23 protein-coding genes and 5 tRNA genes are annotated in these 26,444 nt (G+C 37.1%); 22 read left to right on the top strand and 6 right to left on the bottom strand.

Features of this window, described 5'->3' with window-relative positions; all coding sequences use genetic code 11:
- Positions 1 to 6: 6 nt before the first annotated feature.
- From ACZ47B_RS10965 to ACZ47B_RS10975, 3 genes are read right to left on the bottom strand one after another with little or no spacing between them, the layout of a single operon-like run.
- Entirely contained in the window at positions 7 to 588 is a 582-nt protein-coding gene (locus ACZ47B_RS10965; protein ID WP_464894569.1) for a YajG family lipoprotein, read from the bottom strand.
- A 17-nt stretch (positions 589 to 605) separates the two neighbouring features.
- Positions 606 to 2,402 carry a translation elongation factor 4 gene (lepA, locus tag ACZ47B_RS10970; RefSeq protein ID WP_464894570.1) on the bottom strand — a complete coding sequence of 599 codons (1,797 nt, stop codon included), beginning with the start codon at positions 2,400 to 2,402 and terminating at the stop codon, positions 606 to 608.
- On the bottom strand, positions 2,399 to 3,328 hold the full coding sequence (locus ACZ47B_RS10975; protein WP_464894571.1) for a ribose-phosphate pyrophosphokinase: 930 nt from the start codon (positions 3,326 to 3,328) through the stop codon (positions 2,399 to 2,401). The genes lepA and ACZ47B_RS10975 overlap by 4 nt, the downstream gene beginning before the upstream one ends.
- 186 nt (positions 3,329 to 3,514) lie before the next feature.
- On the opposite strand from ACZ47B_RS10975, the gene ACZ47B_RS10980 reads away from it, so the two are divergent.
- Positions 3,515 to 3,751, top strand: a complete 237-nt coding sequence (locus tag ACZ47B_RS10980) for a hypothetical protein (RefSeq protein ID WP_464894572.1) — start codon at positions 3,515 to 3,517, stop codon at positions 3,749 to 3,751.
- 61 nt (positions 3,752 to 3,812) lie between these two features.
- Here ACZ47B_RS10980 and ACZ47B_RS10985 read toward each other — a convergent pair whose 3' ends face one another.
- From ACZ47B_RS10985 to ACZ47B_RS10995, 3 genes are read right to left on the bottom strand one after another with little or no spacing between them, the layout of a single operon-like run.
- Complete coding sequence (locus ACZ47B_RS10985) at positions 3,813 to 4,448, bottom strand: NAD(P)H-dependent oxidoreductase (protein ID WP_464894573.1); 636 nt, start codon at positions 4,446 to 4,448, stop codon at positions 3,813 to 3,815.
- Positions 4,441 to 4,773: a cupin domain-containing protein gene (locus ACZ47B_RS10990; RefSeq protein ID WP_464894574.1), complete on the bottom strand. Its 333-nt coding sequence runs from the start codon at positions 4,771 to 4,773 to the stop codon at positions 4,441 to 4,443. The genes ACZ47B_RS10985 and ACZ47B_RS10990 overlap by 8 nt, the downstream gene beginning before the upstream one ends.
- Positions 4,760 to 5,500: a YaaA family protein gene (locus tag ACZ47B_RS10995; protein WP_464894575.1), complete on the bottom strand. Its 741-nt coding sequence runs from the start codon at positions 5,498 to 5,500 to the stop codon at positions 4,760 to 4,762. Before ACZ47B_RS10995 ends, ACZ47B_RS10990 begins: the two co-directional genes overlap by 14 nt.
- 185 nt (positions 5,501 to 5,685) lie before the next feature.
- Here ACZ47B_RS10995 and ACZ47B_RS11000 point away from each other — a divergent pair.
- The 21 genes from ACZ47B_RS11000 to ACZ47B_RS11100 all read left to right on the top strand — a co-directional run bounded on the left by ACZ47B_RS11000 (position 5,686) and on the right by ACZ47B_RS11100 (position 26,431).
- Positions 5,686 to 5,761 (top strand) — tRNA-Thr (locus ACZ47B_RS11000).
- 56 nt (positions 5,762 to 5,817) lie between these two features.
- Positions 5,818 to 5,903, top strand: a tRNA-Tyr gene (locus tag ACZ47B_RS11005).
- A gap of 13 nt (positions 5,904 to 5,916) precedes the next feature.
- A tRNA-Gly gene (locus ACZ47B_RS11010) sits at positions 5,917 to 5,993 on the top strand.
- Between the two features lie 138 nt (positions 5,994 to 6,131).
- Positions 6,132 to 6,206 (top strand) — tRNA-Thr (locus tag ACZ47B_RS11015).
- A gap of 93 nt (positions 6,207 to 6,299) precedes the next feature.
- Positions 6,300 to 7,499 (top strand): elongation factor Tu, encoded by a 1,200-nt coding sequence (gene tuf / locus ACZ47B_RS11020; protein WP_464894576.1) that lies wholly within the window; start codon positions 6,300 to 6,302, stop codon positions 7,497 to 7,499.
- A gap of 67 nt (positions 7,500 to 7,566) precedes the next feature.
- Positions 7,567 to 7,725: a 50S ribosomal protein L33 gene (gene rpmG, locus ACZ47B_RS11025; RefSeq protein ID WP_464894577.1), complete on the top strand. Its 159-nt coding sequence runs from the start codon at positions 7,567 to 7,569 to the stop codon at positions 7,723 to 7,725.
- Positions 7,726 to 7,744: 19 nt separating this feature from the next.
- Positions 7,745 to 7,821: transfer RNA gene (locus tag ACZ47B_RS11030), tRNA-Trp, on the top strand.
- Between the two features lie 16 nt (positions 7,822 to 7,837).
- Positions 7,838 to 8,017, top strand: a complete 180-nt coding sequence (gene secE, locus ACZ47B_RS11035; RefSeq protein WP_464894578.1) for a preprotein translocase subunit SecE — start codon at positions 7,838 to 7,840, stop codon at positions 8,015 to 8,017.
- A gap of 14 nt (positions 8,018 to 8,031) precedes the next feature.
- On the top strand, positions 8,032 to 8,562 hold the full coding sequence (gene nusG / locus ACZ47B_RS11040) for a transcription termination/antitermination protein NusG (RefSeq protein WP_464894579.1): 531 nt from the start codon (positions 8,032 to 8,034) through the stop codon (positions 8,560 to 8,562).
- 32 nt (positions 8,563 to 8,594) lie between these two features.
- The gene (gene rplK, locus ACZ47B_RS11045) at positions 8,595 to 9,020 is read left to right on the top strand and encodes a 50S ribosomal protein L11 (protein WP_464894580.1); all 426 of its coding nucleotides are present in this window, start codon (positions 8,595 to 8,597) and stop codon (positions 9,018 to 9,020) included.
- 52 nt (positions 9,021 to 9,072) lie between these two features.
- Positions 9,073 to 9,777: a 50S ribosomal protein L1 gene (gene rplA / locus ACZ47B_RS11050; protein WP_464894581.1), complete on the top strand. Its 705-nt coding sequence runs from the start codon at positions 9,073 to 9,075 to the stop codon at positions 9,775 to 9,777.
- 86 nt (positions 9,778 to 9,863) lie between these two features.
- The gene (rplJ, locus tag ACZ47B_RS11055; RefSeq protein ID WP_464894582.1) at positions 9,864 to 10,355 is read left to right on the top strand and encodes a 50S ribosomal protein L10; all 492 of its coding nucleotides are present in this window, start codon (positions 9,864 to 9,866) and stop codon (positions 10,353 to 10,355) included.
- A gap of 43 nt (positions 10,356 to 10,398) precedes the next feature.
- Positions 10,399 to 10,773, top strand: coding sequence for a 50S ribosomal protein L7/L12 (rplL, locus tag ACZ47B_RS11060; protein ID WP_464894583.1), 375 nt, complete (start codon positions 10,399 to 10,401; stop codon positions 10,771 to 10,773).
- A 147-nt stretch (positions 10,774 to 10,920) separates the two neighbouring features.
- The gene (rpoB, locus tag ACZ47B_RS11065) at positions 10,921 to 15,066 is read left to right on the top strand and encodes a DNA-directed RNA polymerase subunit beta (RefSeq protein ID WP_464894584.1); all 4,146 of its coding nucleotides are present in this window, start codon (positions 10,921 to 10,923) and stop codon (positions 15,064 to 15,066) included.
- Positions 15,050 to 19,570, top strand: a complete 4,521-nt coding sequence (gene rpoC, locus ACZ47B_RS11070; protein WP_464894585.1) for a DNA-directed RNA polymerase subunit beta' — start codon at positions 15,050 to 15,052, stop codon at positions 19,568 to 19,570. Before rpoB ends, rpoC begins: the two co-directional genes overlap by 17 nt.
- A gap of 282 nt (positions 19,571 to 19,852) precedes the next feature.
- Complete coding sequence (gene rpsL, locus ACZ47B_RS11075) at positions 19,853 to 20,224, top strand: 30S ribosomal protein S12 (RefSeq protein ID WP_464894586.1); 372 nt, start codon at positions 19,853 to 19,855, stop codon at positions 20,222 to 20,224.
- 70 nt (positions 20,225 to 20,294) lie between these two features.
- Positions 20,295 to 20,762, top strand: a complete 468-nt coding sequence (gene rpsG, locus ACZ47B_RS11080) for a 30S ribosomal protein S7 (protein WP_464894587.1) — start codon at positions 20,295 to 20,297, stop codon at positions 20,760 to 20,762.
- 15 nt (positions 20,763 to 20,777) lie between these two features.
- Positions 20,778 to 22,856, top strand: a complete 2,079-nt coding sequence (gene fusA / locus ACZ47B_RS11085) for an elongation factor G (RefSeq protein ID WP_464894588.1) — start codon at positions 20,778 to 20,780, stop codon at positions 22,854 to 22,856.
- Between the two features lie 242 nt (positions 22,857 to 23,098).
- A complete protein-coding gene (locus ACZ47B_RS11090; protein WP_464894589.1) occupies positions 23,099 to 24,121 on the top strand; it encodes an amino acid ABC transporter substrate-binding protein in 1,023 nt (340 codons plus the stop codon).
- Positions 24,122 to 24,193: 72 nt separating this feature from the next.
- Positions 24,194 to 25,348 (top strand): amino acid ABC transporter permease, encoded by a 1,155-nt coding sequence (locus ACZ47B_RS11095; protein ID WP_464894590.1) that lies wholly within the window; start codon positions 24,194 to 24,196, stop codon positions 25,346 to 25,348.
- Complete coding sequence (locus ACZ47B_RS11100) at positions 25,349 to 26,431, top strand: amino acid ABC transporter permease (RefSeq protein WP_464894591.1); 1,083 nt, start codon at positions 25,349 to 25,351, stop codon at positions 26,429 to 26,431. It abuts the gene before it with no gap.
- Positions 26,432 to 26,444: the final 13 nt, after the last annotated feature.

Genomic DNA, 26,444 nt, shown 5'->3' on the forward strand with positions numbered 1-26,444 from the left:
AGTACATTACTCTTGTGTATGTTTTAAATTTTTTATTATAAGCTTTATGCTGTCATTCAAAAGTATTTGCACCTGCTCTTTAAATGTATCTTCGCTGACTGTCAAACCATTGTATTTACTGATGCTTTCAGATATGTTTTTCGTGATGGTTTCTTTTCCCTGATGCAGGATAAGTTTCAATGCTATATGTCCTGTCAAGTTCTCTTTTATGAGTTCGCTTTTATTGAAAGTGACAACAAGTTCATTTAGCGATAGATCGATACTCATATCGCTTTGTTTTTTATCTTTTGCGAGTGAAAAACCGTTTGCTTCAAGTGCTTTTTGTAGAGCATTTTTATACCATTTGGTAAAGTCTTGAGTGGTAGTAGTATATCCTAAATTGTCACCTTTGTCATTTGTTACCACGGCAACGATTTGTTTGTTTGTCCTGTTGTCTTTTACGGAATTTATATAAACCTTTCTATGTCTGTTTGCAAAACTTAAAAAGTTTACTTTATAGGGAGCTATGGTGATAGTACTATTTTTATAAGAGCATCCTCCAAAAAACAGTAATCCTATACTTATGAACAATATACTTAACTTTTTCATATTTGACTCCTTGTAACTCAGTCAATTTTTAAAACACTTAAAAATGCCTCCTGTGGAAGTTGAACTTTACCTATGGCTTTCATCCTTTTTTTACCTGCTTTTTGTTTTTCAAGTAGTTTTCTTTTTCTTGTTATATCACCGCCATAGCATTTTGCGGTTACGTTTTTGCCCATGGATTTTACCGTTTCTCTTGCTATGATCTTATTTCCGATACTTGCTTGTATGGCTACTTCAAAAAGTTGTCTTGGAACCAACTCTTTCATGGTTTTTACAAGTTCTCTTCCTTTTGTTACGGCTTTATCTTTTGGAACGATGATAGAAAGGGCATCCACTACTTCTCCTGCCACCCTGACATCGAGTTTTACCAAATCCCCCTCTTTGTAGCCAACAGGCTCATAATCAAAACTTGCATACCCTTTTGTGCTGGATTTGAGTTTATCATAAAAGTCCATGACTATCTCATTCATAGGCAAAAGATACTCAAGCAAAACCCTATCAGTCGTAATATAATCCATCTTTTGCTGTAACCCTCTTTTGTTGTTTAAAAGGGTTATGACATTGCCCAAAAATTCATTTGGCGTAACAACCGTAGCTTTTACATACGGTTCGTAAATTTTCTCTATCTCGTTTACAGGAGGGAGTTCACTTGGATTTTGTATCTCTATGGTCGTGCCGTCGGTTTTTTGAACTTTGTATATAACAGTCGGAGCGGTAGCTATTAAGTCTATGCCAAACTCTCTTTCAAGTCTCTCTTTGACAACTTCCATATGCAAAAGTCCCAAAAATCCGACCCTGAAACCAAATCCCAAAGCTGCGGAAGTTTCAGGCTCATAAGATATGCTCGCGTCATTTAACTGAAGTTTATCGAGAGCATCTCTCAAGTCTTCGAATTTATCCGTTTCTATGGGGTAAATACCTGCAAAAACAAAAGCTTTGGCTTCTTGAAAGCCCTGTATGGCTTCACTTGTAGGTTTTTTCGCATCTGTAATGGTATCACCGACTTTGACATCACCTACATTTTTAAGTCCAAGTATGACTATACCGATTTCACCGGTTTTTATGGATTTGGTATCAGTTTGTTTTATGGGGTGAGGATACTTGAGTCCCAAAACTTCATGTTTTTTTCCGGTACTCATCACAAGCACTTCTTCGCCTTTTTTTATTTCCCCGTCAAATACTCTCACAAGTGCCAAAGCACCAAGATAATTATCAAACCAACTATCATATATCAAAGCTTTCAAGGGTGCTTTTTCATCTCCTTTTGGAGGGGGGACTTTTTCTACTATGGTATGTAAAAGTTCTTTGATGCCTATGCCACTTTTTGCGCTTACTTCCAAAGCTTCTGAGCAGTCAAGTCCTATGGTGTGTTCTATCTCTTCTTTTACTCTATCTGGATCGGCTGCCGGGAGATCAATTTTGTTGATTACCGGTATGATTTCAAGGTCATGCTCAAGTGCTACATATACATTTGCTATAGTTTGAGCTTCTACACCCTGACTGGCATCGACTACAAGCAAAGCTCCTTCACATGAACCTAAAGATCGGCTGACCTCATAAGAAAAGTCAACATGCCCGGGAGTATCTATAAGATTTAATATATATTTTTGCCCGTTTTCTTCATAATTAAGCCTGACTGACTGGGCTTTGATGGTTATGCCTCTTTCCTTTTCTATATCCATGGTGTCCATCACCTGAGAGCTCATCTCTCTATCGCTTATAGCACCACATTCGCTTATAAGTCTATCGGCAAGCGTACTTTTGCCGTGATCTATATGGGCGATAATGGAAAAGTTTCGAATGTTTTCTTGCATCAAACAAACAACCCGTTTACACTTTCATTGTGATATACTCTTCTTATGACTTCCGCAAAGAGCGGTGCAACACTTAAAACGGTTATCTTGTCACTATTGGCACTTAGAGGAATGGTATCTGAAACTATAAGCTCATCCAAATCACTAAGATCAAGTCTTTCATAAGCAGGACCGCTTAAAACCGCATGTGTGCAGCATGCCATGACACTTGTGGCACCTTTTTCTTTTAAAACTGAAGCAGCTTTTGTTATAGTGCCGGCGGTATCTATCATATCATCTACCAAGATGACATCTTTACCCTCGACATCTCCTATGATGTTCATAACTTCACACTCATTTGCCTTTTCTCTTCTTTTGTCAACTATAACCATATCTACATCAAGTTTTTTGGCAAATGCTCTTGCTCTTGCTACTCCGCCTATATCAGGACTGGCGATGACCGGATTTTTCAGATTTTTTCTTTTTACATAGTCTAAAAATATGATATTTCCATACAGGTTGTCAACCGGGATATCAAAAAATCCCTGGATCTGCCCCGCATGCAAATCTATGGTAACCACTCTGTCGATTCCTGCAGTTTGTAAAAGATTGGCGACAAGTTTGGCTGTTATAGGTACCCTGGGAGCCGCTTTCCTGTCCTGTCTTGCATATCCAAAATATGGCATGATGGCAGTTATGGAGTTAGCTGAACTTCGCCTTAGTGCATCGGTCATGATGAGTATCTCCATAAGTGTATCATTTGCCGGCGCACAGGTAGGCTGTACTATAAAAACATCTTTTCCTCTTACACTCTCACTTATCTGTACACCTATTTCGCCATCACTGAACCTTCTGATGGTCGCATCGCTTAAAGGCAAGGTCAAATGCTTGGCAACTTTTTTTGCAAACTCTTCATTGGCAGTACCCGAAAAGACTTTGTATCCTCTCATTATCATATTCCTTGTAAATAAAATTGAGATATTATATTATATTAGTGCTTAGAATTGGATATATTCATATATGAATTTTATACACTCCAAAAATAATTTCACTACACTTTAGATACACTTTGCATAAACAAATATTACACGGCAAATCCCTATAATTTCAATATCAAAGCAAAGAAAGGAGCTAAGATGAGAACTTCAAACAAACTAAGGTTGGCAGCGATTCTGCTAGGAGCAATGTTTATCACGGCAACGACTGCGGTAGCTGATGATAATGATAATCTAAAAGAGATATCCACATATGAGATACCTGCTTTTCATGGTTGTCTGGTTGAAAGTGGAAACACTAATTCAAAATCAGACATGAAACAACTTGATTCTACATCAATAGATGCGTTTGCGGAAAGAAATTTTGACAAACCATAAATAGTGTGGGACAACTACATTTAATGACGGGTGAGATATACAGTTCACCCGTTATTTTCAGTCAATCTATAAACTCATATACTTCTTCAGGATTCAACCTTATCCTTTTTGGCTGAGGTTTGACTCTGTAACCAAAAGGCAATACAAGCGCTACTTGGAATTTTTTAGTATCAAGATTTAAAACTTTTTCAACATTTTCTTTCTCCATACCTTCGATAGGACATGAGTCTATACCTTTTACCGCAGCTGCGGTCATCATGTTTGCGGCAGCTATATAGCATTGTTTAGAGCTCCATGCGTATAGAGTTTTATCACTGTCTAGTATGCCGGTGGTCTTTAAATGATTTTCATAAACTTGTACATACATATCTATCTTTTCTTGAGGCATATCTCTTCTTTGAAATCTTTTTTGAGGGATCCCACTCTGAGGTTTCAGTGCTTCAATGGCAGCTAAAATAATAACAAGATGAGAACAGGTAGTGATCTGAGGTTGATTCCAGCAATAGGGTCTTATCCTAGACTTTAACTCTTCATTTGTTATGGTTAAAAACTTCCACCCCTCTTGACCGAAGGATGAAGGAGAATTTCTGCCCGCTTCAAGAATGAAAAGAATATCTTCCTCGCTTATTTTCCTCTTTTCGTCAAACAGCTTACACGCATGTCTAAAATCCATAGCTTCTTTAAAACTTTTATCCATTCTTTTCTCCTTTGAAAAATATTGCGAGCCAGATGGTGGGCTTATCTACAGAGGTAAATACAACCTTGTGTTTAACGTGACTTGGTATCAAAAGATAATCCCCACCTTTTAAAGAGTAAATTTTATCTTCAAACTCTATCTTTGCTTCTCCATCCAACAATAAAACAAACTCATTCTCCTCTTGATCATACCAAAAATCAAGAGGGGAGCTTTGCCCGTATGAAATAATTCTTTCTATTTTGATATTTCTATTTTGAAAAATTTTGCCAAATATCTCTTTTTTACTATTTAATTGAATGTCGTTGAAAATGTTAGATGATATCAAATATCAACTCCCTTTTTTTACCGATATCTTTTATCTCTTTGATTTTTAAATTTGGAAATTCAATATCCAGGAACTCTTTTTCATCTACAGGTTTTTTTATAGCTATCTCTCTTGCCATGATCCCCCTGTATGCTTTTGCCCAATGGCTTACCACTTTAGAGTTTTTTAAAAACTTAAAAACAAGATAGCGTGTTTTTGGTTTGTACATTTTATCATAAAAGCCGGCTCTTAGATCAACTATAAACCTCTCTTTTAAAAGTTTATCGAGTTTTATGGAAAAATTTTCCCTGTAATGTTTCTCAAATGAAAAATCATCTATCTTTTCTCCCTGTTTCAGTTTGTAGTAGGGTATATGATCATTTGCTAAAACCGGACCGAAAAGATTGGAAAATATTATCATATGATTTTCTATGAAATTTTGCGAATTTTTATCGAGTGAGTTATACCCTAGATATTCATACCCGACCCCACTGTATCTTTGTATCGCTTTTAAAGTACTGCCTTTAAATATATCTGTCTGTTTGATTTTTTCCAAAAGATTTTTTTGCTTGACACCGCTTAGTTTTGAGAGTTTATCTTCATCGGCTGTTTTTAAATAGTTTTGATATTTTTTCAGTGCGATATTTCTTTTATCAAAAAGCTCGGGAAACAAAAAAGAGTTTTCATTAAAAGGAGGATAAAGGCTACTTTCGTTTTTCGCTTCACTTGGGGAGAAAAGTATTATCATGTGATTCCTTATAGATAAAACGGTTATAAATTATACCATATAGACTTTTATCTGTAAATATCAGTTAGCATTTTAGCAAACAATTACTTTTTTTCTACATTTTTCCAAAAAATTTTCCAAAAACAGCAATATCTATTGACTTTTTATCAAATATGAAGTATAATTTCACCTCATTTTTAAGAGGCGCTGGCGTAGCTCAGTTGGTAGAGCACCTGATTTGTAATCAGGCGGTCGGGGGTTCAAGTCCCTTTGCCAGCTCCATTTTCTTAAAATTTGAGACAGTGTTTGACCAGATATAAATAGTAAAATGGCATTAGGGTGAGATACTCAAGCGGCCAACGAGGGCAGACTGTAAATCTGCTGGTTTTCACCTTCGGAGGTTCGAATCCTCCTCTCACCACCATTACTATTGACAAGCGGGAGTAGCTCAGTTGGCTAGAGCATCAGCCTTCCAAGCTGAGGGTCGCCGGTTCGAGCCCGGTTTCCCGCTCCATATCAAAAACTGGGAGCTGTTGCAAAGAAATACTGATAAAAAGGACTGTTTTTTCAGTCTTATTGGATACTCTGCAACTTTATACCAAGCCCTCATAAGTTTTTGATCTGTATTTTGTAGTTAGTTATATGAGAGTTTGCTCATATGGCTCAGAGGTAGAGCACTTCCTTGGTAAGGAAGAGGTCGAGGGTTCAAGTCCCTCTATGAGCTCCATTACACTTAGATACAAAAGTTTCGGCCGAAGCTTTTAACTTGCATACAATGCCAATGATGTAAGTAAAACAAAAATTACCCACGGAGGAAAAGATGGCAAAAGAGAAATACGAAAGAAGTAAACCACACGTAAATATAGGTACTATCGGTCACGTCGATCATGGTAAAACTACTTTGACTGCGGCTATATCAGCTGTTTTGGCTGAAAAAGGTCTTGCCGAGAAGAGAGATTTTGATCAGATAGATAATGCACCGGAAGAGAAAGAGAGAGGTATCACTATCGCTACATCTCACATAGAGTATGAAACAGACAATAGACACTATGCTCACGTTGACTGTCCCGGACACGCCGACTATGTTAAAAACATGATCACAGGTGCTGCTCAAATGGATGGTGCCATACTGGTTGTTAGTGCAGCTGATGGTCCTATGCCACAAACTAGAGAGCATATCTTGCTTTCAAGACAAGTTGGTGTACCTTATATAGTTGTCTTCATGAACAAAGCTGATATGGTTGATGACGAAGAGTTACTAGAGCTAGTTGAAATGGAGATAAGAGAACTACTTGATGAGTATCAATTCCCAGGAGATGATACACCAATCGTTGCAGGTTCAGCTCTTAAAGCTCTAGAAGAAGTAAAAGCAGGCAGTCTTGGTGACTGGAGTGAGAAAATTATCGAGTTAATGAATGAAGTTGACTCTTATATCCCAACTCCTGAAAGAGATACAGATAAAGATTTCTTGATGCCTGTTGAAGATGTTTTCTCAATCTCAGGAAGAGGTACAGTTGTAACAGGTAGAATCGAAAGAGGTGTTGTTAAAGTTGGTGATGAGATAGAAATCGTAGGTATAAAACCAACTCAAAAAACAGTTGTAACCGGTGTTGAAATGTTTAGAAAAGAGCTTGACCAAGGTGTTGCCGGCGATAACTGCGGTGTACTTCTTAGAGGAACTAAAAAAGAAGAGGTTGAAAGAGGTATGGTACTATGTAAACCAGGCTCAATCACTCCTCATACAAAATTTGAAGCTGAAGTTTATATCTTGACTAAAGAAGAGGGTGGAAGACACACTCCTTTCTTTAACAACTATAGACCACAGTTTTATGTAAGAACAACAGACGTTACAGGTTCTATAACACTACCAGAAGGTACTGAGATGGTTATGCCTGGAGATAATGTAAAGATTTCCGTTGAATTGATAGCTCCAATCGCAATGGAAGAAGGTACTAGATTTGCTATCAGAGAAGGTGGTAGAACTGTCGGTGCCGGTGTTGTTTCTAAAATAGTAGAGTAAACAAAGAGCAGTTAAAATCAAAACGGGATGTTTACTCATCCCGTTTCATTTTTTATAAGGATATCTGATGAGAGTAAAAATCGGTCTTAAATGTACAGAGAGTGGTGATATAAATTATACTACTACAAAAAACAGTAAAACTCATTCTGAAAAATTTGAAGTTAGAAAATATAGTCCAAGACTAAAAAAACATACACTTCATAAAGAAGTCAAGTTAAAATCGTAGTTTAGATTAGTCTAAAAATAGGGCAGTAGCTCCAATTGGTAGAGCGCCGGATTCCAAATCCGATGGCTGGGGGTTCGAGTCCCTCCTGCCCTGCCACCACAAGGATATATAAATGGATAAATTATTGAGTTATATAAAACATTCCAGAGCGGAATTAACAAAAGTTATATTCCCGACTAAAGAACAAGTAAGAAATGCTTTTGTCTCTGTTGTGGTAGTTGTAACGGTAGTAGCTATATTTTTAGCTCTTATCGATTTGATCATGTCTTTTACATTGTCGCACATTGCATAAGTTGAGGTAAGAATATGTCATTGAAATGGTATGCTATACAAACTTATGCGGGAAGTGAACAGAGCGTAAAAGAAGCTATAAAAAATCTTGCACATCAGTATGGGATCGAAGATAAACTAGGCGAAGTTATTGTTCCCACTGAAGATGTTATAGAGATAAAAAACGGAAAGAAAAAGATAAGTGAGAGAAGTTTATATTCAGGATATGTTTTTGCACAGATAGATCTTGATACAAACTTTTGGCAAAAGATACAATCACTTCCAAGAGTAAGTAGATTTATCGGAGAGTCCAAAAAACCTACACCTTTAAGTGATAAAGATATAGAACTCATACTAGAAAAAGCAAAGAAAAAAGGCGAGCCCAGACCGAAAGTATCTTTTGATGAAGGCGAAAACGTAAGAATCATTGAAGGACCTTTTGCAAACTTCATAGGTGTAGTTGAAGAGTATGATATGGAACATGGAAAACTGAAACTGAATGTTTCAATTTTTGGAAGAAGTACTCCGGTTGAGATACTCTATTCTCAAGTTGAAAAAATTGTTTAACAATAGATAAATTACTTTAAAAAAGGAAAGAAATGGCTAAAAAAGTAACTGGTGAAATAAAGCTTCAAATAGAAGCCGGAAAAGCAAATCCTTCACCTCCTGTTGGACCTGCACTTGGTCAGCAGGGTGTAAATATCATGGAGTTTTGTAAAGCTTTCAATGAAAAAACAAAAGATATGATGGGTTTTAAGATCCCTGTCGTTATCACTGTTTATGCTGATAGAAGTTTTACATTTGTAACCAAACAACCACCGGCATCTGATCTTATTAAAAAAGCTGCCAATATCAAAAAAGGAAGTGATAATCCTTTAAAAAATAAAGTTGGCAAATTGACTCGTGCCCAAGTGGAAGAGATCGTTGCTAAAAAGATAGCCGATCTTAATACTAAAGACGTAGCTGCTGCTTCTAAGATCATAGAAGGCAGCGCAAGAAGTATGGGCGTAGAAATAGTTGACTAATATCCCCAACCACTTGGGTTAATGTGGTAGCAAAAAAAATGCGGAGAATATGATGGCAAAAAAAATTTCAAAAAGATTTCAAGAATTAAATAAAAAATTTGACAAAGATTCTACCTATCAAAAAGATGAGGCTGTAGAAGTAGTTAAAAACCTAGCTTCAGCTAAATTTGATGAAACGGTAGAAATCGCTTTAAAACTTAATGTGGATCCAAGACATGCGGATCAAATGGTAAGAGGTTCAGTCGTACTTCCAGCCGGAACCGGTAAAAAAGTAAGAGTTGCGGTTGTTGCCAAAGATGCAAAAGCCGATGAAGCAAAAGAGGCAGGAGCTGATATAGTAGGTGCTGATGATTTGATAGCTGATATACAAGCCGGTAAGATAGATTTTGATGTTTTAATAGCAACTCCAAATATGATGGGCTTGGTTGGTAAAGTCGGTAGAACTTTGGGACCCAAAGGCCTTATGCCAAATCCAAAAACCGGAACAGTTACAATGGATGTTGCTCAGGCGGTAAAAAATGCCAAAGGCGGTCAAGTTAACTTTAGAGTAGACAAGCAGGGGAATATCCATGCAGGAATAGGAAAAGCAAGTTTTTCTAAAGAGCAGATTAATGAAAATTTAACAACTTTTGTACAGGCGATCAATAAGCATAAACCTGCCGCTTCAAAAGGAAGATATATAAAAAATGCCGCATTGTCACTTACAATGAGCCCTTCAGTGCACTTGGATGTGCTTGAACTAATGGATATAAAATAATTAATCTTAAAACTGAAGACAGCAGGTTGGGATACTCCTTATCCCTGTAAATCCCGCCGAAGTTCGAAGTTTTGAAAGGAGAATGAATGCTAACTAGAAGTCAAAAGGCTGAAAGAATCGATTATCTAGCCAATGAGTTCAAAGATTCCGGTGCAGTTGTTATCTGCGGATTTACCGGAATTACTCATAAGCAACTAGAAGCTTTAAGACAGTATGCCGATGCAAATGAAACAAAAGTTAGAGTTGTAAAAAACAGCTTTGTTACATTGGCTGCTGAAAAAGTCGGGTTTGACAAGCTTGAAATTGTTGACAACAACATAGCGATATGGTCAAAAGATCAGATTTCAGCATGTAAAGTCGCTGATAAATTCGCTAGTGACAACAAAGACAAATTTGTTATAAAAACCGGCTATATAGAAGGTAAAGTTGCTGATATTGCTACGATCAATGCAATGGCTAAGTTGCCTGGACGTGATGAGTTGCTTGGTATGTTGCTATCCGTTTGGACTGCACCTGCTAGAAACTTCGTTACAGGTCTTGATAATCTTAGAGCCAAGCTTGAAGAAGAAGCTGCATAAACAGTGTTAAAAATTAAGAAGAAAAAAATAAAAGGATAAAAAAATGGCAATAACTAAAGAAGATGTATTAGAGTATATCTCAAACCTTAGTGTATTAGAGCTTTCTGAGCTTGTTAAAGAGTTTGAAGAAAAATTTGGTGTTTCCGCTCAACCTACGGTTGTAGCCGGTGGTGCTGCCGGTGGTGAAGCTGCTGCAGCTGAAGAAAAAACAGAGTTTGACGTAGTGTTGACTGCTGCAGGAGATAAGAAGATCAATGCGATCAAAGCCGTTAGAGCTATCACAGGATTGGGTCTTAAAGAGGCAAAAGCCGCTGTTGAAGAGGTTCCGACTACTCTTAAAGAGGGAGTCTCAAAAGAAGAGGCAGAAGAGATCAAAAAACAACTTGAAGAAGCTGGCGCAACTGCTGAAATCAAGTAATCATATATTTGATACGGGAAAGTTTCCCGTATCAAATACCAGTATAAACCGTAATAATGGTGTTAAATGTTTTGATAAATCTTTCAAAACAACTTCTTCTATTTTATTGCTGCAGCAATAAAAAAATACTACTATGAGGTAGAATTCATGTCAAATAACATAAAATCAGGAAATCGACTTAGAGTTGATTTTTCAAAAGTAAAAAAAAGTATAGATGTCCCCAATCTTCTACAACTTCAACAAAAAAGTTTCGAATATTTTTTAAATGTGAATAGTGATGGTGAAAGTGGTATAGAGCACGTTTTCAAGTCCATTTTTCCTATCCATGATCAGCAAAACAGAATAACGTTGGAATATGTAAGTAGTGAGCTTGTCAAACCTAAATATTCAGTTAGAGAATGTATAGACAGAGGATTGACTTATGCGGCAAATCTAAAAATGAATATAAGATTGATACTTTGGGACAAAGATGAAAAAACCGGTGAAAAAAAAGGTATCAAAGATATAAAAGAACAAAGTATATACATTAGAGATATTCCTTTGATGATAGATAGAGTATCTTTTATCATCAATGGAGTCGAAAGAGTTGTTGTAAACCAACTTCACAGAAGCCCCGGTGTTATATTTAAAGAAGAAGAGAGCTCTGTTGCTTCAAACAAGCTTATATATACTTCTCAAATCATTCCCGATCGTGGCTCATGGCTCTACTTTGAGTATGATGCCAAAGATATCCTCTACGTTAGGATTAACAAAAGAAGAAAAGTTCCTATAACGATTCTTTTTAGAGCATTGGGATATAGTAAACAAGATATATTGAAACTATTTTATCCTATCCAAAAAATTATAATAAAAGACAATAAATTTTTGATAAAATTCAATCCTGAAGATTTTTTAGGAAGAGTAGAGTTTGACTTATATGACGATAAAGGAAACCTTCTTATCAAAGAGGGCAAAAGACTTACTAAGAAAAAAGCTGAAAAACTTCAGGCTGACGGAGTAGAGTGGATAGAGTATCCTACCGAAACTCTTATAAACAGATTTTTATCTTCTCCTATAATAGACAGTGAAAGTGGTGAAATACTTTATGATACATTAACTCAACTTGATGAAAACAAAATGCTTAAACTCATTGAGATGGGTTGTAGCGAAATCGAGATAGCAAACGATTTGGCTCCTGGAGTTGATGATGCTATTATAAACTCGTTTTTAGCTGATTTTGAAACACTCAAGCTTTTAAAACAGACTGAAGGCGTCGAAGATGAAAATGATCTTTCCTGCATAAGAATACATAAAGTAATGAGACCGGGCGAGCCTGTTACAAAAGAGGCTGCCAGAAAATTTGTCAATGATCTGTTTTTCAATATAGAAAGATATGATTTGACAAAAGTCGGTCGTATGAAAATGAACCATAAGCTTGGCCTTGATATACCTGATTATGTAACGGTTCTAACAAATGAAGATATCATAAAAACAGCCAAATACCTTATAAAAGTCAAAAACGGTCAAGGGCACATAGATGACAGAGATCACCTTGGAAACAGAAGGATAAGAGCTATAGGTGAACTTTTGGCAAATGAACTTCATACCGGGCTTATAAGAATGCAAAAAGCCATAAAAGACAAATTTACTACACTAAGCGGCAATATAGAAGATATTATGCCATACGATCTAGTAAATTCCAAAATGATAACCAATTCCATAATGGAATTTTTTACAACCGGACAACTTTCACAATTTATGGATCAAACAAATCCACTTAGTGAAATAACTCATAAAAGAAGGCTTTCAGCTCTTGGAGTAGGAGGTCTTGTAAAAGAGAGAGCAGGATTTGAAGTAAGAGACGTTCATCCTACTCACTACGGAAGGATTTGTCCTATCGAAACTCCTGAGGGTCAAAACATAGGTCTTATCAATACATTGGCAACTTATGCGAAAGTCAATGATCTTGGTTTTATCGAAGCTCCGTATAGAGTTGTAAAAGATGCGAAAGTTACAAGTGAAGTCAAGTATATAACAGCTACCCAAGAAGAGGGCTTGACCATAGCACCGGCTTCTACAAAGCTTGATAAAGACGGCAATATCGTTGAAGATTTGATAGAAGTTAGAAAAGACGGTGAAATCATACTTGCACCAAAAGAGAGTGTTGATCTTATCGACTTGGCTTCGGTAATGGTTACGGGTGTTGCAGCTAGTCTAATTCCTTTCTTGGAACATGATGATGCAAATAGAGCTTTGATGGGATCAAACATGCAACGTCAAGGTGTTCCGCTTTTAAAAAATGAAGCACCTATGGTAGGAACCGGAGTTGAAAAGATAGTTGCAAGAGACTCATGGGCAGCCATAAAAGCAAAAAGAGCCGGTGTTATAGAAAAAGTTGACAGTAAAAATATCTATATATTGGGTGAAGATGAAAAAGGCGCATATATAGATCACTATACCATGCAAAAAAATGTAAGAACAAACCAAAATACTTCATATACACAGTATCCGGTTGTTAAAAAAGGACAATTCGTAGAAGCCGGTCAAGTTATAGCTGACGGTCCAAATATGGATCTAGGAGAACTTGCGATCGGTAAAAATGTAATGGTTGCATTCTTGCCTTGGAATGGATATAACTATGAGGATGCTATCGTAATAAGTGAAAAACTTATACGAGAAGATACTTTTACAAGTGTTCATGTTTATGAGCATGAAGTTGAAGCAAGGGAATTAAAAGACGGAACCGAAGAGATAACAAAAGATATACCAAATGTCAAAGAAGAGGATTTGGCTCATCTTGATGAGAGCGGTATAGTAAAAATCGGAACTTATATAAAACCCGGTATGATACTTGTCGGAAAAGTAAGTCCAAAAGGTGAGATAAAACCAACTCCCGAAGAGAGACTTTTAAGAGCGATATTCGGTGAAAAAGCAGGTCATGTCGTAAACAAATCACTCTATGCAAAATCTTCAACAGAGGGTGTTGTCATAGATGTAAAAATATTTACAAAAAAAGGTTACGAAAAAGACCCAAGGGCTGTAAAAGCTTTCGAAGAAGAGAAAAAAAGACTAGATCGTGACCATCTTGATAGACTTTTGATGTTGGATCGTGAAGAGATACTTAAAATCAACTCTCTTTTATCCAAAAATCCACTCGAAAGCGATGCAAAAGTCGGCAATAAAGAGTATAAAGCAGGAGATTTGATAGATAAATCAGACTTGGAAAATGTCAATAGATTTGCTCTTAACTCTTTGGTTAAATCTTTTTCACAAGATGTACAAGATGAGTTCAATCATATCAAAGAGTACTTCCAAAATGCCAAAAAAGAGTTAAAAGAAGAGCATGATGCAAAACTTGATGTGATAAAAAAAGATGATATTCTTCCAAGCGGTGTCGTAAAACTTGTAAAAGTTTACATAGCTACCAAAAGAAAACTCAAAGTCGGTGATAAAATGGCAGGACGACATGGAAACAAAGGTATCGTTTCAAATATAGTTCCTGAAGTTGATATGCCTTATCTAAAAGACGGAAGAAGCGTAGAAGTATGTCTTAACCCTCTTGGTGTTCCTAGCAGGATGAATATAGGTCAAATCCTTGAAGTTCACCTCGGGCTTGCAGGAAAGAGACTAGGTGATCAGATAGAGCAAGTATTTAAAAAGAAACAAGGTGACTGGCTTAAAACTTTAAGAGAGAAGATGAAGGAGATAAGCAGAGTTGCCAAACTTACAACTCCTGAGTTTATAGACAGCCTAAGCGATGAAGAGCTTCTGAATTATGCAAGAGACTGGTCAAAAGGTGTCAAGTTCGCTACTCCGATATTTGAGGGGGTCAATGTCGAAGAGTTTAAAGAACTCTTTGAGTTGGCTAAAATTGATATGGATGGCAAGACTGAACTTTATGATGGTAAAACCGGTGAAAAGATGGAAGAGAGAGTAAATGTAGGCTATATGTATATGCTAAAACTCCATCACTTGGTTGACGAAAAAGTACACGCAAGAAGTACAGGACCTTACTCTTTAGTAACCCAGCAGCCTGTCGGCGGTAAAGCACTATTCGGTGGTCAGAGATTTGGAGAGATGGAAGTTTGGGCACTTGAGGCTTATGGTGCTTCAAACACTCTAAAAGAGATGCTTACGATTAAATCTGATGATGTCGAAGGAAGGGTAAAAGCTTACAAAGCACTTACCAGGGGAGAGAATGTACCTCAAACAGGAATCCCGGAGACATTTTTTGTTTTGACAAATGAGCTAAAATCATTGGCACTTGATGTTCGTATATATAAAGAGGAAGATGAAAATGAAGAAAATGGTTGAAATTGAGATAAACGAAGAGAATAGACCAAGAGACTTTGACCAGTTTCAGTTAAGATTAGCAAGCCCTGAGACTATAATGTCTTGGAGCTATGGTGAAGTCAAAAAACCTGAAACCATAAACTATAGAACTCTAAAACCTGAACGAGACGGACTATTTTGTGCAAAGATATTTGGTCCTATCAGAGACTATGAGTGTTTATGCGGAAAATACAAAAAGATGAGATACAAAGGTATCAAATGTGAAAAATGTGGTGTTGAAGTTATAAGCTCTAAAGTAAGAAGAAGCAGAATGGGGCATATAGAGCTTGTAACACCTGTTGCTCATATATGGTATGTAAATTCACTTCCAAGTAGAATAGGTACCTTGCTCGGTGTGAAGATGAAAGACCTTGAGAGAGTTTTGTATTATGAAGCATATATAGTTAAAAATCCTGGCGATGCTTACTATGACAATGAAAATAAAAAACCTGTCGCTAAGTATGATGTTTTAAATGAAGAACAGTATCAATCACTTGTAAAAAGATATGAAGAGAGTGGTTTTGAAGCTTATATGGGCGGAGAAGTCATAAGAGATCTTTTAAGTGAACTTGATCTTGTTGAGCTTTTGGAAAAACTCAAGGCTGACATCGATGCTACAAATTCCGAAGCTAAGAAAAAAACCATCATAAAAAGACTTAAAGTTACAGAAGCGTTTTTAAACAGTGGCAACAAGCCTGAATGGATGATGATAACGGTACTTCCGGTACTTCCTCCTGATCTTAGACCTTTGGTTGCACTTGATGGCGGTAAATTTGCAGTCAGTGATGTAAATGATTTATACAGAAGAGTTATCAATAGAAACAGTAGGCTTAAAAGATTGATGGAGCTTGATGCACCTGAAATCATCATAAGAAATGAAAAAAGAATGCTTCAAGAAGCTGTTGATGCGCTATTTGATAATGGAAGAAGAGCAAATGCCGTAAAAGGTGCTAACAAAAGACCTCTAAAATCTCTTAGTGAAATCATAAAAGGAAAGCAAGGTCGTTTCAGACAAAATCTACTTGGAAAAAGGGTTGACTTTTCAGGAAGAAGTGTTATCGTTGTCGGACCAAATTTGAGAATGGATCAGTGTGGGCTTCCTAAAAATATGGCGTTGGAGCTTTTTAAGCCGCATCTTTTAGCAAAACTTGAAGAAAAAGGTTACTCCACAACTATAAAACAAGCTAAAAAGATGATAGAAGCCAGAACAAATGAAGTTTGGGAATGTTTACAAGAAGTTGTCGATAATTATCCGGTCATGCTAAACCGTGCACCAACACTTCATAAACTTTCTATTCAGGCATTTCATCCAGTGCTTATCGATGGAAAAGCCATAAGACTTCATCCTTTGGTTTGTTCAGGCTTTAACGCCGACTTTGACGGTGATCAGATGGCGGTACATGTTCCTTTAAGCCAAGAAGCAATTGCAGAGTGTAAGATACTGATGCTTAGTAGCATGAATATCTTGCTTCCCGCCTCAGGAAAAGCTATAACCGTACCTACTCAAGATATGATCTTGGGATCATACTATATATCACTCGAAAAGATAGGCGTCAAAGGTGAAAATAAACTCTTTGCAAATATCGATGAAGTAATGATTGCCATGGAAGCGGGACTTCTTGATATACATGCCAAGATCAAGACCATAGTTGACGGGAAGATAACATTTACAACAGCAGGAAGATTGATAGTCAAGTCAATTTTACCTGATTTTGTACCTGAAAATTTATGGAATAAAATACTTAAAAAGAAAGATATAGGAAATTTAGTTGATTATGTATTTAAAGAGGGTGGTTATGAAGTAACGGCTGAATTTTTGGATAAGCTAAAAGCGCTTGGTTTTAAATACTCTACAAAAGCCGGTATCTCTATATCAGTTGACGATATAAAAACTCCTGAGAGTAAAGCAGGATATATCAAAGAGGCAAAGAAAAAAGTCGTAGAGATACAAAAGCAGTTCCAAGCAGGACTTTTAACTGAGCAAGAGAGGTATAACAAGATAGTTGATATATGGACTGATACTAACAATACTCTTGCAAGCGAAATGATGAAGCTTGTTGAGAGCGATAAAGATGGTTTTAACTCGATTTATATGATGGCTGACTCTGGAGCTAGAGGTAGTGCGGCTCAGATAAGACAGCTTTCAGGTATGAGGGGTTTGATGGCTAAACCTGATGGAAGTATCATCGAAACTCCGATCATATCAAACTTTAAAGAGGGTTTGAACGTACTTGAGTATTTTATCTCAACCCACGGTGCTAGAAAAGGTTTGGCTGATACCGCGCTTAAAACCGCAAATGCCGGATACTTGACAAGAAAACTTATAGATGTTGCACAAAATGTTAAAGTTACCATTGATGACTGTGGAACTCATGAAGGTGTTGAGATAAGTGATATCACTTCCAATGGTGATTTAATCGAAAGTATTGATGAGAGAGCCTTGGGAAGAGTGCTTGCTGAAGATGTCATAGACTCCATCACAAATGAAGTACTCTTCAGTGAAGGAACTTTGATAGATGAACAAAAAGCAAATGCTCTCAAAGAGGCCGGTGTTAAGTCTGTAGTTATAAGAACTCCTATAACCTGTAAGGCTCCAAAGGGCGTATGTTCAAAATGTTACGGTATAAACTTGGGAGAAGGCAAACTTGTAAAACCGGGTGAAGCGGTTGGAATACTCTCAGCCCAGTCTATCGGAGAGCCAGGAACTCAGCTTACTCTTAGAACTTTCCATATCGGAGGTACAGCATCAACTGAAGCTCAAGATAGACAAGTTACTGCTAAAAAAGAGGGTTTTATCAGATATTACAACTTGAAAACTTACCAAAACAAAAATGGGAAGTATATAGTTGCAAACAGAAGAAATGCGGGAATTTTACTTGTCGAGCCAAAAATCAAATCGACTATCGATGGTACCATAGAGATCATAAATATACATGATGAAACCAATGTTATAGTAAAGAATGATAAAGAGAGTATCAAATATATCCTTAGAAAAAATGATATAGCCAAGCCAAACGAGTTGGCAGGTGTCGGCGGTAAAGTTGAAGGTAAATTTTTAATTCCTTACAAAAGTGGTGACACAGTTGCTAAAAATGAAAGTATAGTCGAAGTCATTAAAGAGGGTTGGAATGTACCTAACAGGATACCGTATGCCAGTGAGTTGAAAGTAAAAGATGGCGAACCTGTCGTTCAAACCATAGTATCGAATGCTTCCGGCGTTATCAAGTATTATATGTTAGCTGGAGATTATCTCGAGAGATTTAATGCTATAGAAAAAAGTCATAAAGTTATAGAAAAAGGTCTGTTTGCAGTTATCGCCGATAGTGAGGGCAGAGAAGCTGTAAGATACTATCTACCAAGAAATTCCATAGTTAATTTTGAAGATAATTCAAAAATCCAAAAAGGTGATAAGATAGCAGTCCCATCAAGCAACGAACAAACAGTCATAGCAGAATGGGATCCATACTCAACTCCAATCATAGCTGAAGAGAATGGAACTGTAACTTTTGAAGATATAACTCCGGGAATTACGGTTGATGAACAATTTGATGAATTAACCGGCCAAAGCAGACTTGTAGTAAATGAGTATCTACCAAGCGGAGTTAAACCTACGCTTGTTTTGGCAACCGATAAAGGTGAAATACTTAGATATCAACTTGAGCCAAAAACTGCCATATTCGTTCAAAATGGTGATAAAGTAGCGCAAGCTGACATCATAGGTAGAACTCCAAAAGCAGTTGCGAAGTCAAAAGATATCACCGGTGGTCTTCCAAGAGTCAGCGAGCTTTTTGAAGCGAGAAGACCGAAAAATGCTGCTGTTATAGCTGAAGTTGACGGAACTATCAGATTTGGTAAGCCTCTAAGAAACAAAGAGAGGATCATCATAGATACCCCTGTTGGAAAATCATATGAATATCTTGTAGATAAAAATCATCAGATATTCGTTCATGAGGGTGAATTCGTTCATGCGGGTGAACAGTTAACTGACGGTGTGATATCAAGTCATGATATACTAAGAATCCTTGGAGAAAAAGCACTTCATACATATATCATCAGTGAAATCCAACAGGTTTATAGATCACAAGGTGTTGCTATAAACGACAAACATATAGAAGTTATAGTTTCTCAAATGTTAAGACAGGTAAAAATTGTCGACAGTGGAAATACAAAACTCATAGTCGGTGATCTTATAAGTAGAAGAAGATTCCAGGCAGAAAATGAAAGAATTATGAAAATAGGTGGGGAACCGGCTATCGCAGAGCCTGTACTTCTTGGTGTAACAAGAGCTGCTATAGGAAGTGATTCAATTATATCTTCCGCGTCATTCCAAGAGACTACAAAAGTCTTGACTGAAGCTAGTATAGCAGCTAAAGTTGACAATCTTGAAGATTTGAAAGAGAATGTAATCTTAGGAAGAACCATCCCGGTTGGAACAGGTTTGTATAAGGATAGAGAATTTAAGGTGGCTGCTAAAGAAGCCGTGTAAAATCTACAGAATAGGTATTTATGGCACTGACTAATTAGAGCTTTCTAACGGTTCTAAAATCTAAAAGGATATGCAAGGATGAATATCCCGATTTTAGCCTCGGAAAAATTGCAGGATGCAATTTTGAGAATGAGTGTAAAAGTTCTAATTAGTCAGTGTCTCATACCATCCCCTTTTTGGGATGGTATTACCTTTAAAACAGCTTAATTTAAGCAAAAAAAAGGTAAAATACCGTCTATTTTTGGAAATTTCCAAAAAATAAATTTTAAAAAAGGAAAAGATGTGCCTACCATCAACCAATTGGTAAGAAGAGAGAGAAAAAAGGTGATCAAAAAATCAAAATCACCTGCACTTGTAAAATGTCCTCAAAGAAGAGGTGTTTGTACAAGAGTTTACACTACAACTCCAAAAAAACCTAACTCAGCTCTTAGAAAAGTTGCAAAAGTTAGATTGACAAGCGGATTTGAAGTGATTAGTTACATAGGCGGTGAGGGTCATAACCTTCAAGAACACTCAATCGTACTTGTAAGAGGCGGAAGAGTAAAAGATTTACCTGGTGTTAAGTATCATATCGTAAGAGGTGCACTTGATGCTGCAGGTGTTGCAAACAGAAAAGTCGCTAGAAGTAAATACGGTACAAAAAGACCTAAATAAAACAAATAGCTAAACAGGTTGAGCCCTCATTGGCTTATACTTGAGTAAATTTTAAATTGAAGGAATATAAATGAGAAGAAGAAGAGCACAGGTCAGAGAAGTACTACCTGATCCGATATACAACAGTAAAATAATCACAAAATTTATCAATTCACTTATGAAAGACGGTAAAAAAAGTGTTGCTACAAAAATTTTTTATGAAGCACTTGAAACCATAGAGAAAAAAGGTGAAGAAAAAGGTATCGACGTATTTAATGCTGCGATAGACAATATCAAACCTGTAATGGAAGTTAAAAGTAGAAGAGTAGGCGGTGCTACTTATCAAGTTCCTATAGAGGTTAGACCGGCACGTCAGCAGTCACTGGCTATCAGATGGCTTATAACTTATGCAAGAAGAAGAAGTGAAAGACTTATGAAAGATAGACTTGCAAATGAGCTACTTGATGCGGCAAACAGTAGAGGTGCGGCTTATAAGAAGAAAGAAGATACCTATAAAATGGCTGAAGCAAATAAAGCATTTGCTCACTATGCTTGGTAACAAAAGGAACATATAATGGCAAGAAAAACACCCATAGATAAAGTAAGAAATATAGGAATCGCTGCTCACATAGATGCAGGTAAAACAACTACAACCGAGAGGATTCTGTTTTATACAGGTATCAGCCACAAAATAGGTGAAGTTCATGACGGTGCAGCTACAATGGACTGGATGGAGCAGGAAAAAGAGAGAGGTATCACTATCACTTCTGCTGCTACTACATGCTTTTGGAAAGATCACCAGATAAATATCATAGACACTCCCGGACACGTTGACTTTACCATAGAAGTTGAAAGAAGTATGAGGGTACTTGACGGTGCTGTTGCAGTTTTTTGTGCAGTCGGTGGAGTTCAACCTCAAAGTGAAACAGTTTGGAGACAAGCAAACAGATACGAAGTACCAAGAATGGTATTTGTTAACAAGATGGATAGAGTCGGAGCTAACTTTTATGAAGTCGAAAGACAGATAAAAGAGAGGCTTAAAGCCAATCCAGTGCCAATACAACTTCCTATAGGTGCTGAAGACAACTTCAAAGGTGTTGTTGATCTTGTTGAAATGAAAGCTTATGTTTGGGAAGATGAAGCAGCTATGGGATCAAAGTATGAAGTAGTTGATATACCTGCAGATCTTCAAGAAAAAGCCGATGAATACAGGGAAAAACTTATAGAAGCTATCTCTGAAACCGATGATGATTTGATGGAAAAGTATCTTGGCGGTGAAGAGCTAACTGTAGAAGAGATAAAAAAAGGCATAAAAGCCGGATGTTTATCACTTGATTTGGTACCTATGACTTGTGGAACGGCATTTAAAAATAAAGGTGTTCAACCGCTTCTTGATGCAGTTGTAGAGTATATGCCGGCTCCTACTGAAGTAGCTCACATCAACGGTGAGTATGAAGATGGTACAAAAACAGAAGTAAAATCAACTGATGACGGTCCTTTTGCAGCACTTGCATTTAAGATCATGACAGATCCTTTTGTAGGGCAGTTGACATTTGTTAGGGTTTACAGAGGTGTGCTTGAAAGCGGCAGCTATGTTTATAACACTACTAAGGGTAAAAAAGAGAGAGTCGGAAGACTTCTTAAAATGCACTCAAATAAAAGAGAAGAGATAAAAGAGTTATACGCCGGTGAAATCGGTGCAGTAGTCGGTCTAAAAGATACACTGACCGGTGATACGCTTGCAGATGAAAAAGATAAAGTAATCTTAGAAAAGATGGATTTCCCTGATCCTGTTATCTCAGTTGCGGTTGAGCCAAAAACTAAAGCAGATCAGGAAAAAATGGGTATAGCTTTACAAAAACTTGCCCAAGAAGATCCAAGCTTTAGAGTTCAAACCGATGAAGAGAGTGGTCAAACTATCATAAGCGGTATGGGCGAATTGCACCTTGAGATACTTGTGGATAGAATGCTAAGAGAATTTAAAGTTGATGCGGAAGTAGGACAGCCTCAAGTCGCTTATAGAGAAACTATCAAAGCACCGGTTGAGCAAGAGTACAAATACGCCAAGCAATCAGGCGGTAGAGGTCAGTATGGTCATGTATTCCTAAAACTTGAGCCTATGGAGCAAGGTAGCGGATATGAATTTGTCAATGAAATCAAAGGTGGTGTGGTTCCTAGAGAATATATCCCTGCAGTTGACAAAGGTGTTCAAGAAGCAATGCAAGGCGGTGTACTTGCCGGTTATCCTGTAGAAGATGTAAAAGTTACACTATATGACGGTAGTTACCATGATGTTGACTCTAGTGAGATGGCGTTTAAACTTGCAGCTTCCATGTGTTTTAAAGAGGGTGCTAGAAAAGCAAATCCTATCATCCTAGAGCCGATCATGAAAGTGGAAGTTGAAGTTCCTGAAGAGTTCATGGGTGATGTTATAGGTGACCTTAACAGAAGAAGAGGTCAGATAAATGCCATGGATGAAAGAGGCGGAAACAAGATAGTGGATGCATTCGTACCACTTTCTGAAATGTTCGGATACTCAACTGATCTTAGAAGTTCTACCCAGGGTAGAGCTACATACTCTATGGAATTTGATCATTATGAAGAAGTTCCAAAGAATGTAGCTGAAGAGATCATCAAAAAAAGAAACGGATAAATAAAATATATAGTCAAACGGAGAAAATTTCCGTTTGACTATCTCTACTAAAACATTTCACTCTGATTCACTAAATGTAAAACATTTTAGCAACATATTAAATATCATCCCTTATTTCACTTGTCACTATATGTAACAATTTTTCAACAAAAATGAAAAGAAAGATAACATTTTGTAAATTCTCAACCACTTTGAATAATAAGCTAGTATAATATAAGTGAAAAATATATGAAGGAGAAAATATGAAAATACTTTCAAAAGTAGCCATATCTGCTTTGCTTGCCGCTTCAACGTTGGCATTGAGTGCAAATGCAGGAACATTGGCAGATACAGTTAAACAAGGGTTTTTAAAGTGCGGAATCAACACAGGACTTCCGGGATTTGCCGAAGCTGACAGCAGCGGAAAATGGAAAGGTTTGGACGTTGATATCTGTAGAGCGGTAGCTGCCGCTGTTTTGGGGGATGCAAGTAAAGTCAAGTATGTAAACCTAAACGCAAAAGAGAGATTTACAGCACTTCAATCAGGTGAGATAGATCTTCTTTCAAGAAATACAACATGGACAGAAACAAGAGATACATCTTTGGGTCTTAACTTTGCCGGAGTTAACTACTATGACGGACAAGGTTTTATGGTTCATAAATCAATCGGCGTAAAAAGTGCTTTGGAGCTTGACGGAGCTTCAGTTTGTTTGCAAGCCGGTACTACAACCGAACTTAACTTGGCTGATTATTTTAGAAGTCACGGTATGAAATATAAACTTGTCTCTTATGATACCAACGATCAGGTTTTAAATGGTTATGAAACAGGAAGATGTGATGTCTTAACAACTGATCAGTCTCAACTTTACTCTCTAAGAGTCAAGATGAAAAATCCTGAAAAATCAGTAGTACTTCCTGAAATCATTTCAAAAGAGCCTTTGGGACCAGTTGTAAGACAAGGTGATGATGAGTGGTTCAATATAGTAAAATGGACACTTTTCGGACTAGTAAGCGCAGAAGAAAAAGGTATAACTAGTAAAAATGTCGATGATATGAGAGCTCATTCAAAAGATCCTGAAGTAAGAAGAATGTTGGGCGTTGAAGGAAATATGGCAGCAAATCTTCATCTTAAGAAAGATTGGTTGTACAATGTTATAAAACAAGTTGGTAACTATGGTGAATCTTTTGATAGAAATGTCGGACCTAAAACTCCACTTAAGATAAAAAGAGGACTAAACGCTCTTTGGACAAAAGGCGGTCTTCAATATTCTCCTCCGTTTAGATAATCTTTATCTAAACAATATGAAATCAAGTATACAGGGGATCATCCCCCTGTATATATATAAAAAAGGAGAAAAATGTTATCACTTTTGAGAAATCAAAAAGTAAGAGGTATTCTGTTTCAATTTTTGACTGTTATAGGATTGGTTGCCTTTTTGTGGTATATTGGTGTCAATACAATGCACAATATAGAACAAAGAGGCATAAGAACAGGTTTTGCTTTTCTTGATACGACTGCCGGATTCGCGATAAATGAGTCACCTATACCGTATAGTGAAACTTCAACTTACTGGACTGTTTTTGAAGTAGGTGTCTTAAATACTCTTATAGTATCTTTCTGGGCCATAGTATTATCTACCGTCCTGGGACTTATCATAGGTGTCGCAAGACTTTCAAAAAACTGGCTTATAGCAAAGCTTGCTTCAGCATATATAGATACTTTTAGAAACATCCCCATCTTGCTTCAGATACTTTTTTGGTACAACGTAGTATTGGCAACTCTTCCGCCACCAAGAAAAAGTATGGAATTTTTAGATAAGATATTTTTGAATAACCGTGGATTTATAGTACCAAGGCCTATATTTGGTGAAAGCGGATGGTTTATACTTACCGGAGTTATAGTCGCCATTGTGATAGTTTACTTTATAAACAAATGGCTTAACAAAAGACAAGAAGAGACCGGAGAGGAATTTTTCTTTTTGCCTTGGGGCATACTTATACTTCTAGTGGTACCGTATATATTCTACCTTTTTGCTCCAAATCATATAGTTTGGGATATACCAAAACTCCATGGGTTCAATTTCAAAGGCGGAAAAGTTTTTTCACCAGAATTTTTGGCACTTGCTTTCGCACTGACAATATATACCGCGACTTTTATAGCTGAGGCCATAAGAAGTGGTATAGAGGCAGTAAAAAAAGGACAAAAAGAGGCAGCAGCTTCCATAGGATTGACTCCATATCAGTCTCTTAAGCTTGTTATACTACCCCAGGCGATAAGGATAGCAATCCCGCCGACCATAAATCAATATCTTAATATCGTTAAGAACTCATCTTTGGCAACAGCCATAGGATATCCCGAGGTTGTTACGGTATTTGCGGGAACGGCATTAAACCAGGTGGGACAAGCCATAGAAATGATATCGATGACTATGGCGGTATATCTTGTAATCAGCCTCATAGTTTCAGCGATACTGAACTTGATAAACTACAAAATGAAGATAAAGGAGCGATAAATGGTATATGAAAAAGTTCAAGAAAAACCGGCTCCGATAACTTCAAGAGGTGCCATAAGATGGCTTAGGGAAAATCTTTTTTCAACTCCTCTAAATAGCGCTATGACACTACTTGGGATTTATTTTTTATATCTTATAATCCCTCCATTTGTAAAATGGGCATTGCTTGATGCTCATTTTGTCGGGAACAGCAGGGCTGATTGTACAGGAGACGGAGCTTGCTGGCTGTTTATAAAGGCAAAGTGGGATATGTACATGTATGGATTTTACCCGCTTGATTTGCACTGGAGACCAAATACGGTATATATACTTTTTGGAGTAGTAATACTCTCTTTCAAATTTATAAAAAACAATATAGCAAAGATAGCTATATTTACTTTATATATGATCGTAACTTTTTTTCTGATACGTGGCGGGGCATTCGGGCTTAGCGTGGTAGATACGAACAAATGGGGAGGATTGATGCTAACCATCCTTGTTGCAGGGGTTGGCATCATAGCATCGTTTCCTATAGGTATCGTTTTAGCTTTTGGAAGACAGTCGAATCTACCGATCATAAAAAGTGTAAGCGTTACTTATATCGAGTTCATAAGAGGCGTACCTCTAATAACCATACTTTTCATGTCATCGGTTATCCTTCCCCTGTTTTTTCCGGAGGGTGTGACATTTAACAAACTCTTAAGAGCATTGATAGGTATATCGTTTTTTCAAGCTGCATATATAGCCGAGATCATAAGAGGCGGTTTGCAGTCCATATCAAAAGGACAGTATGAAGCGGCAGATGCCATAGGACTTTCGTATTGGCAAAAGATGTTGCTTGTGATACTTCCCCAAGCACTTAAAGTGGCCATTCCAAACCTTGTAGGATCGTTCATAGCACTGTTCCAGGATACTACACTTGTTCTTATCATCGGACTTTTTGATCTTTTGGCAATGGTACAGTTAACAAGTAGTGATACTCACTGGCTTGGTTTTGAAAAAGAGGGTTATGTATTTGTAACGATAATATTCTGGGTATTCTGTTTTGCTATGAGTAAGTACAGCAAGCATTTAGAAGATAGATTTAACACTGATTTGAAGTAGGATAAAAAAATGG

Source organism: Thiofractor thiocamini (assembly GCF_055384375.1).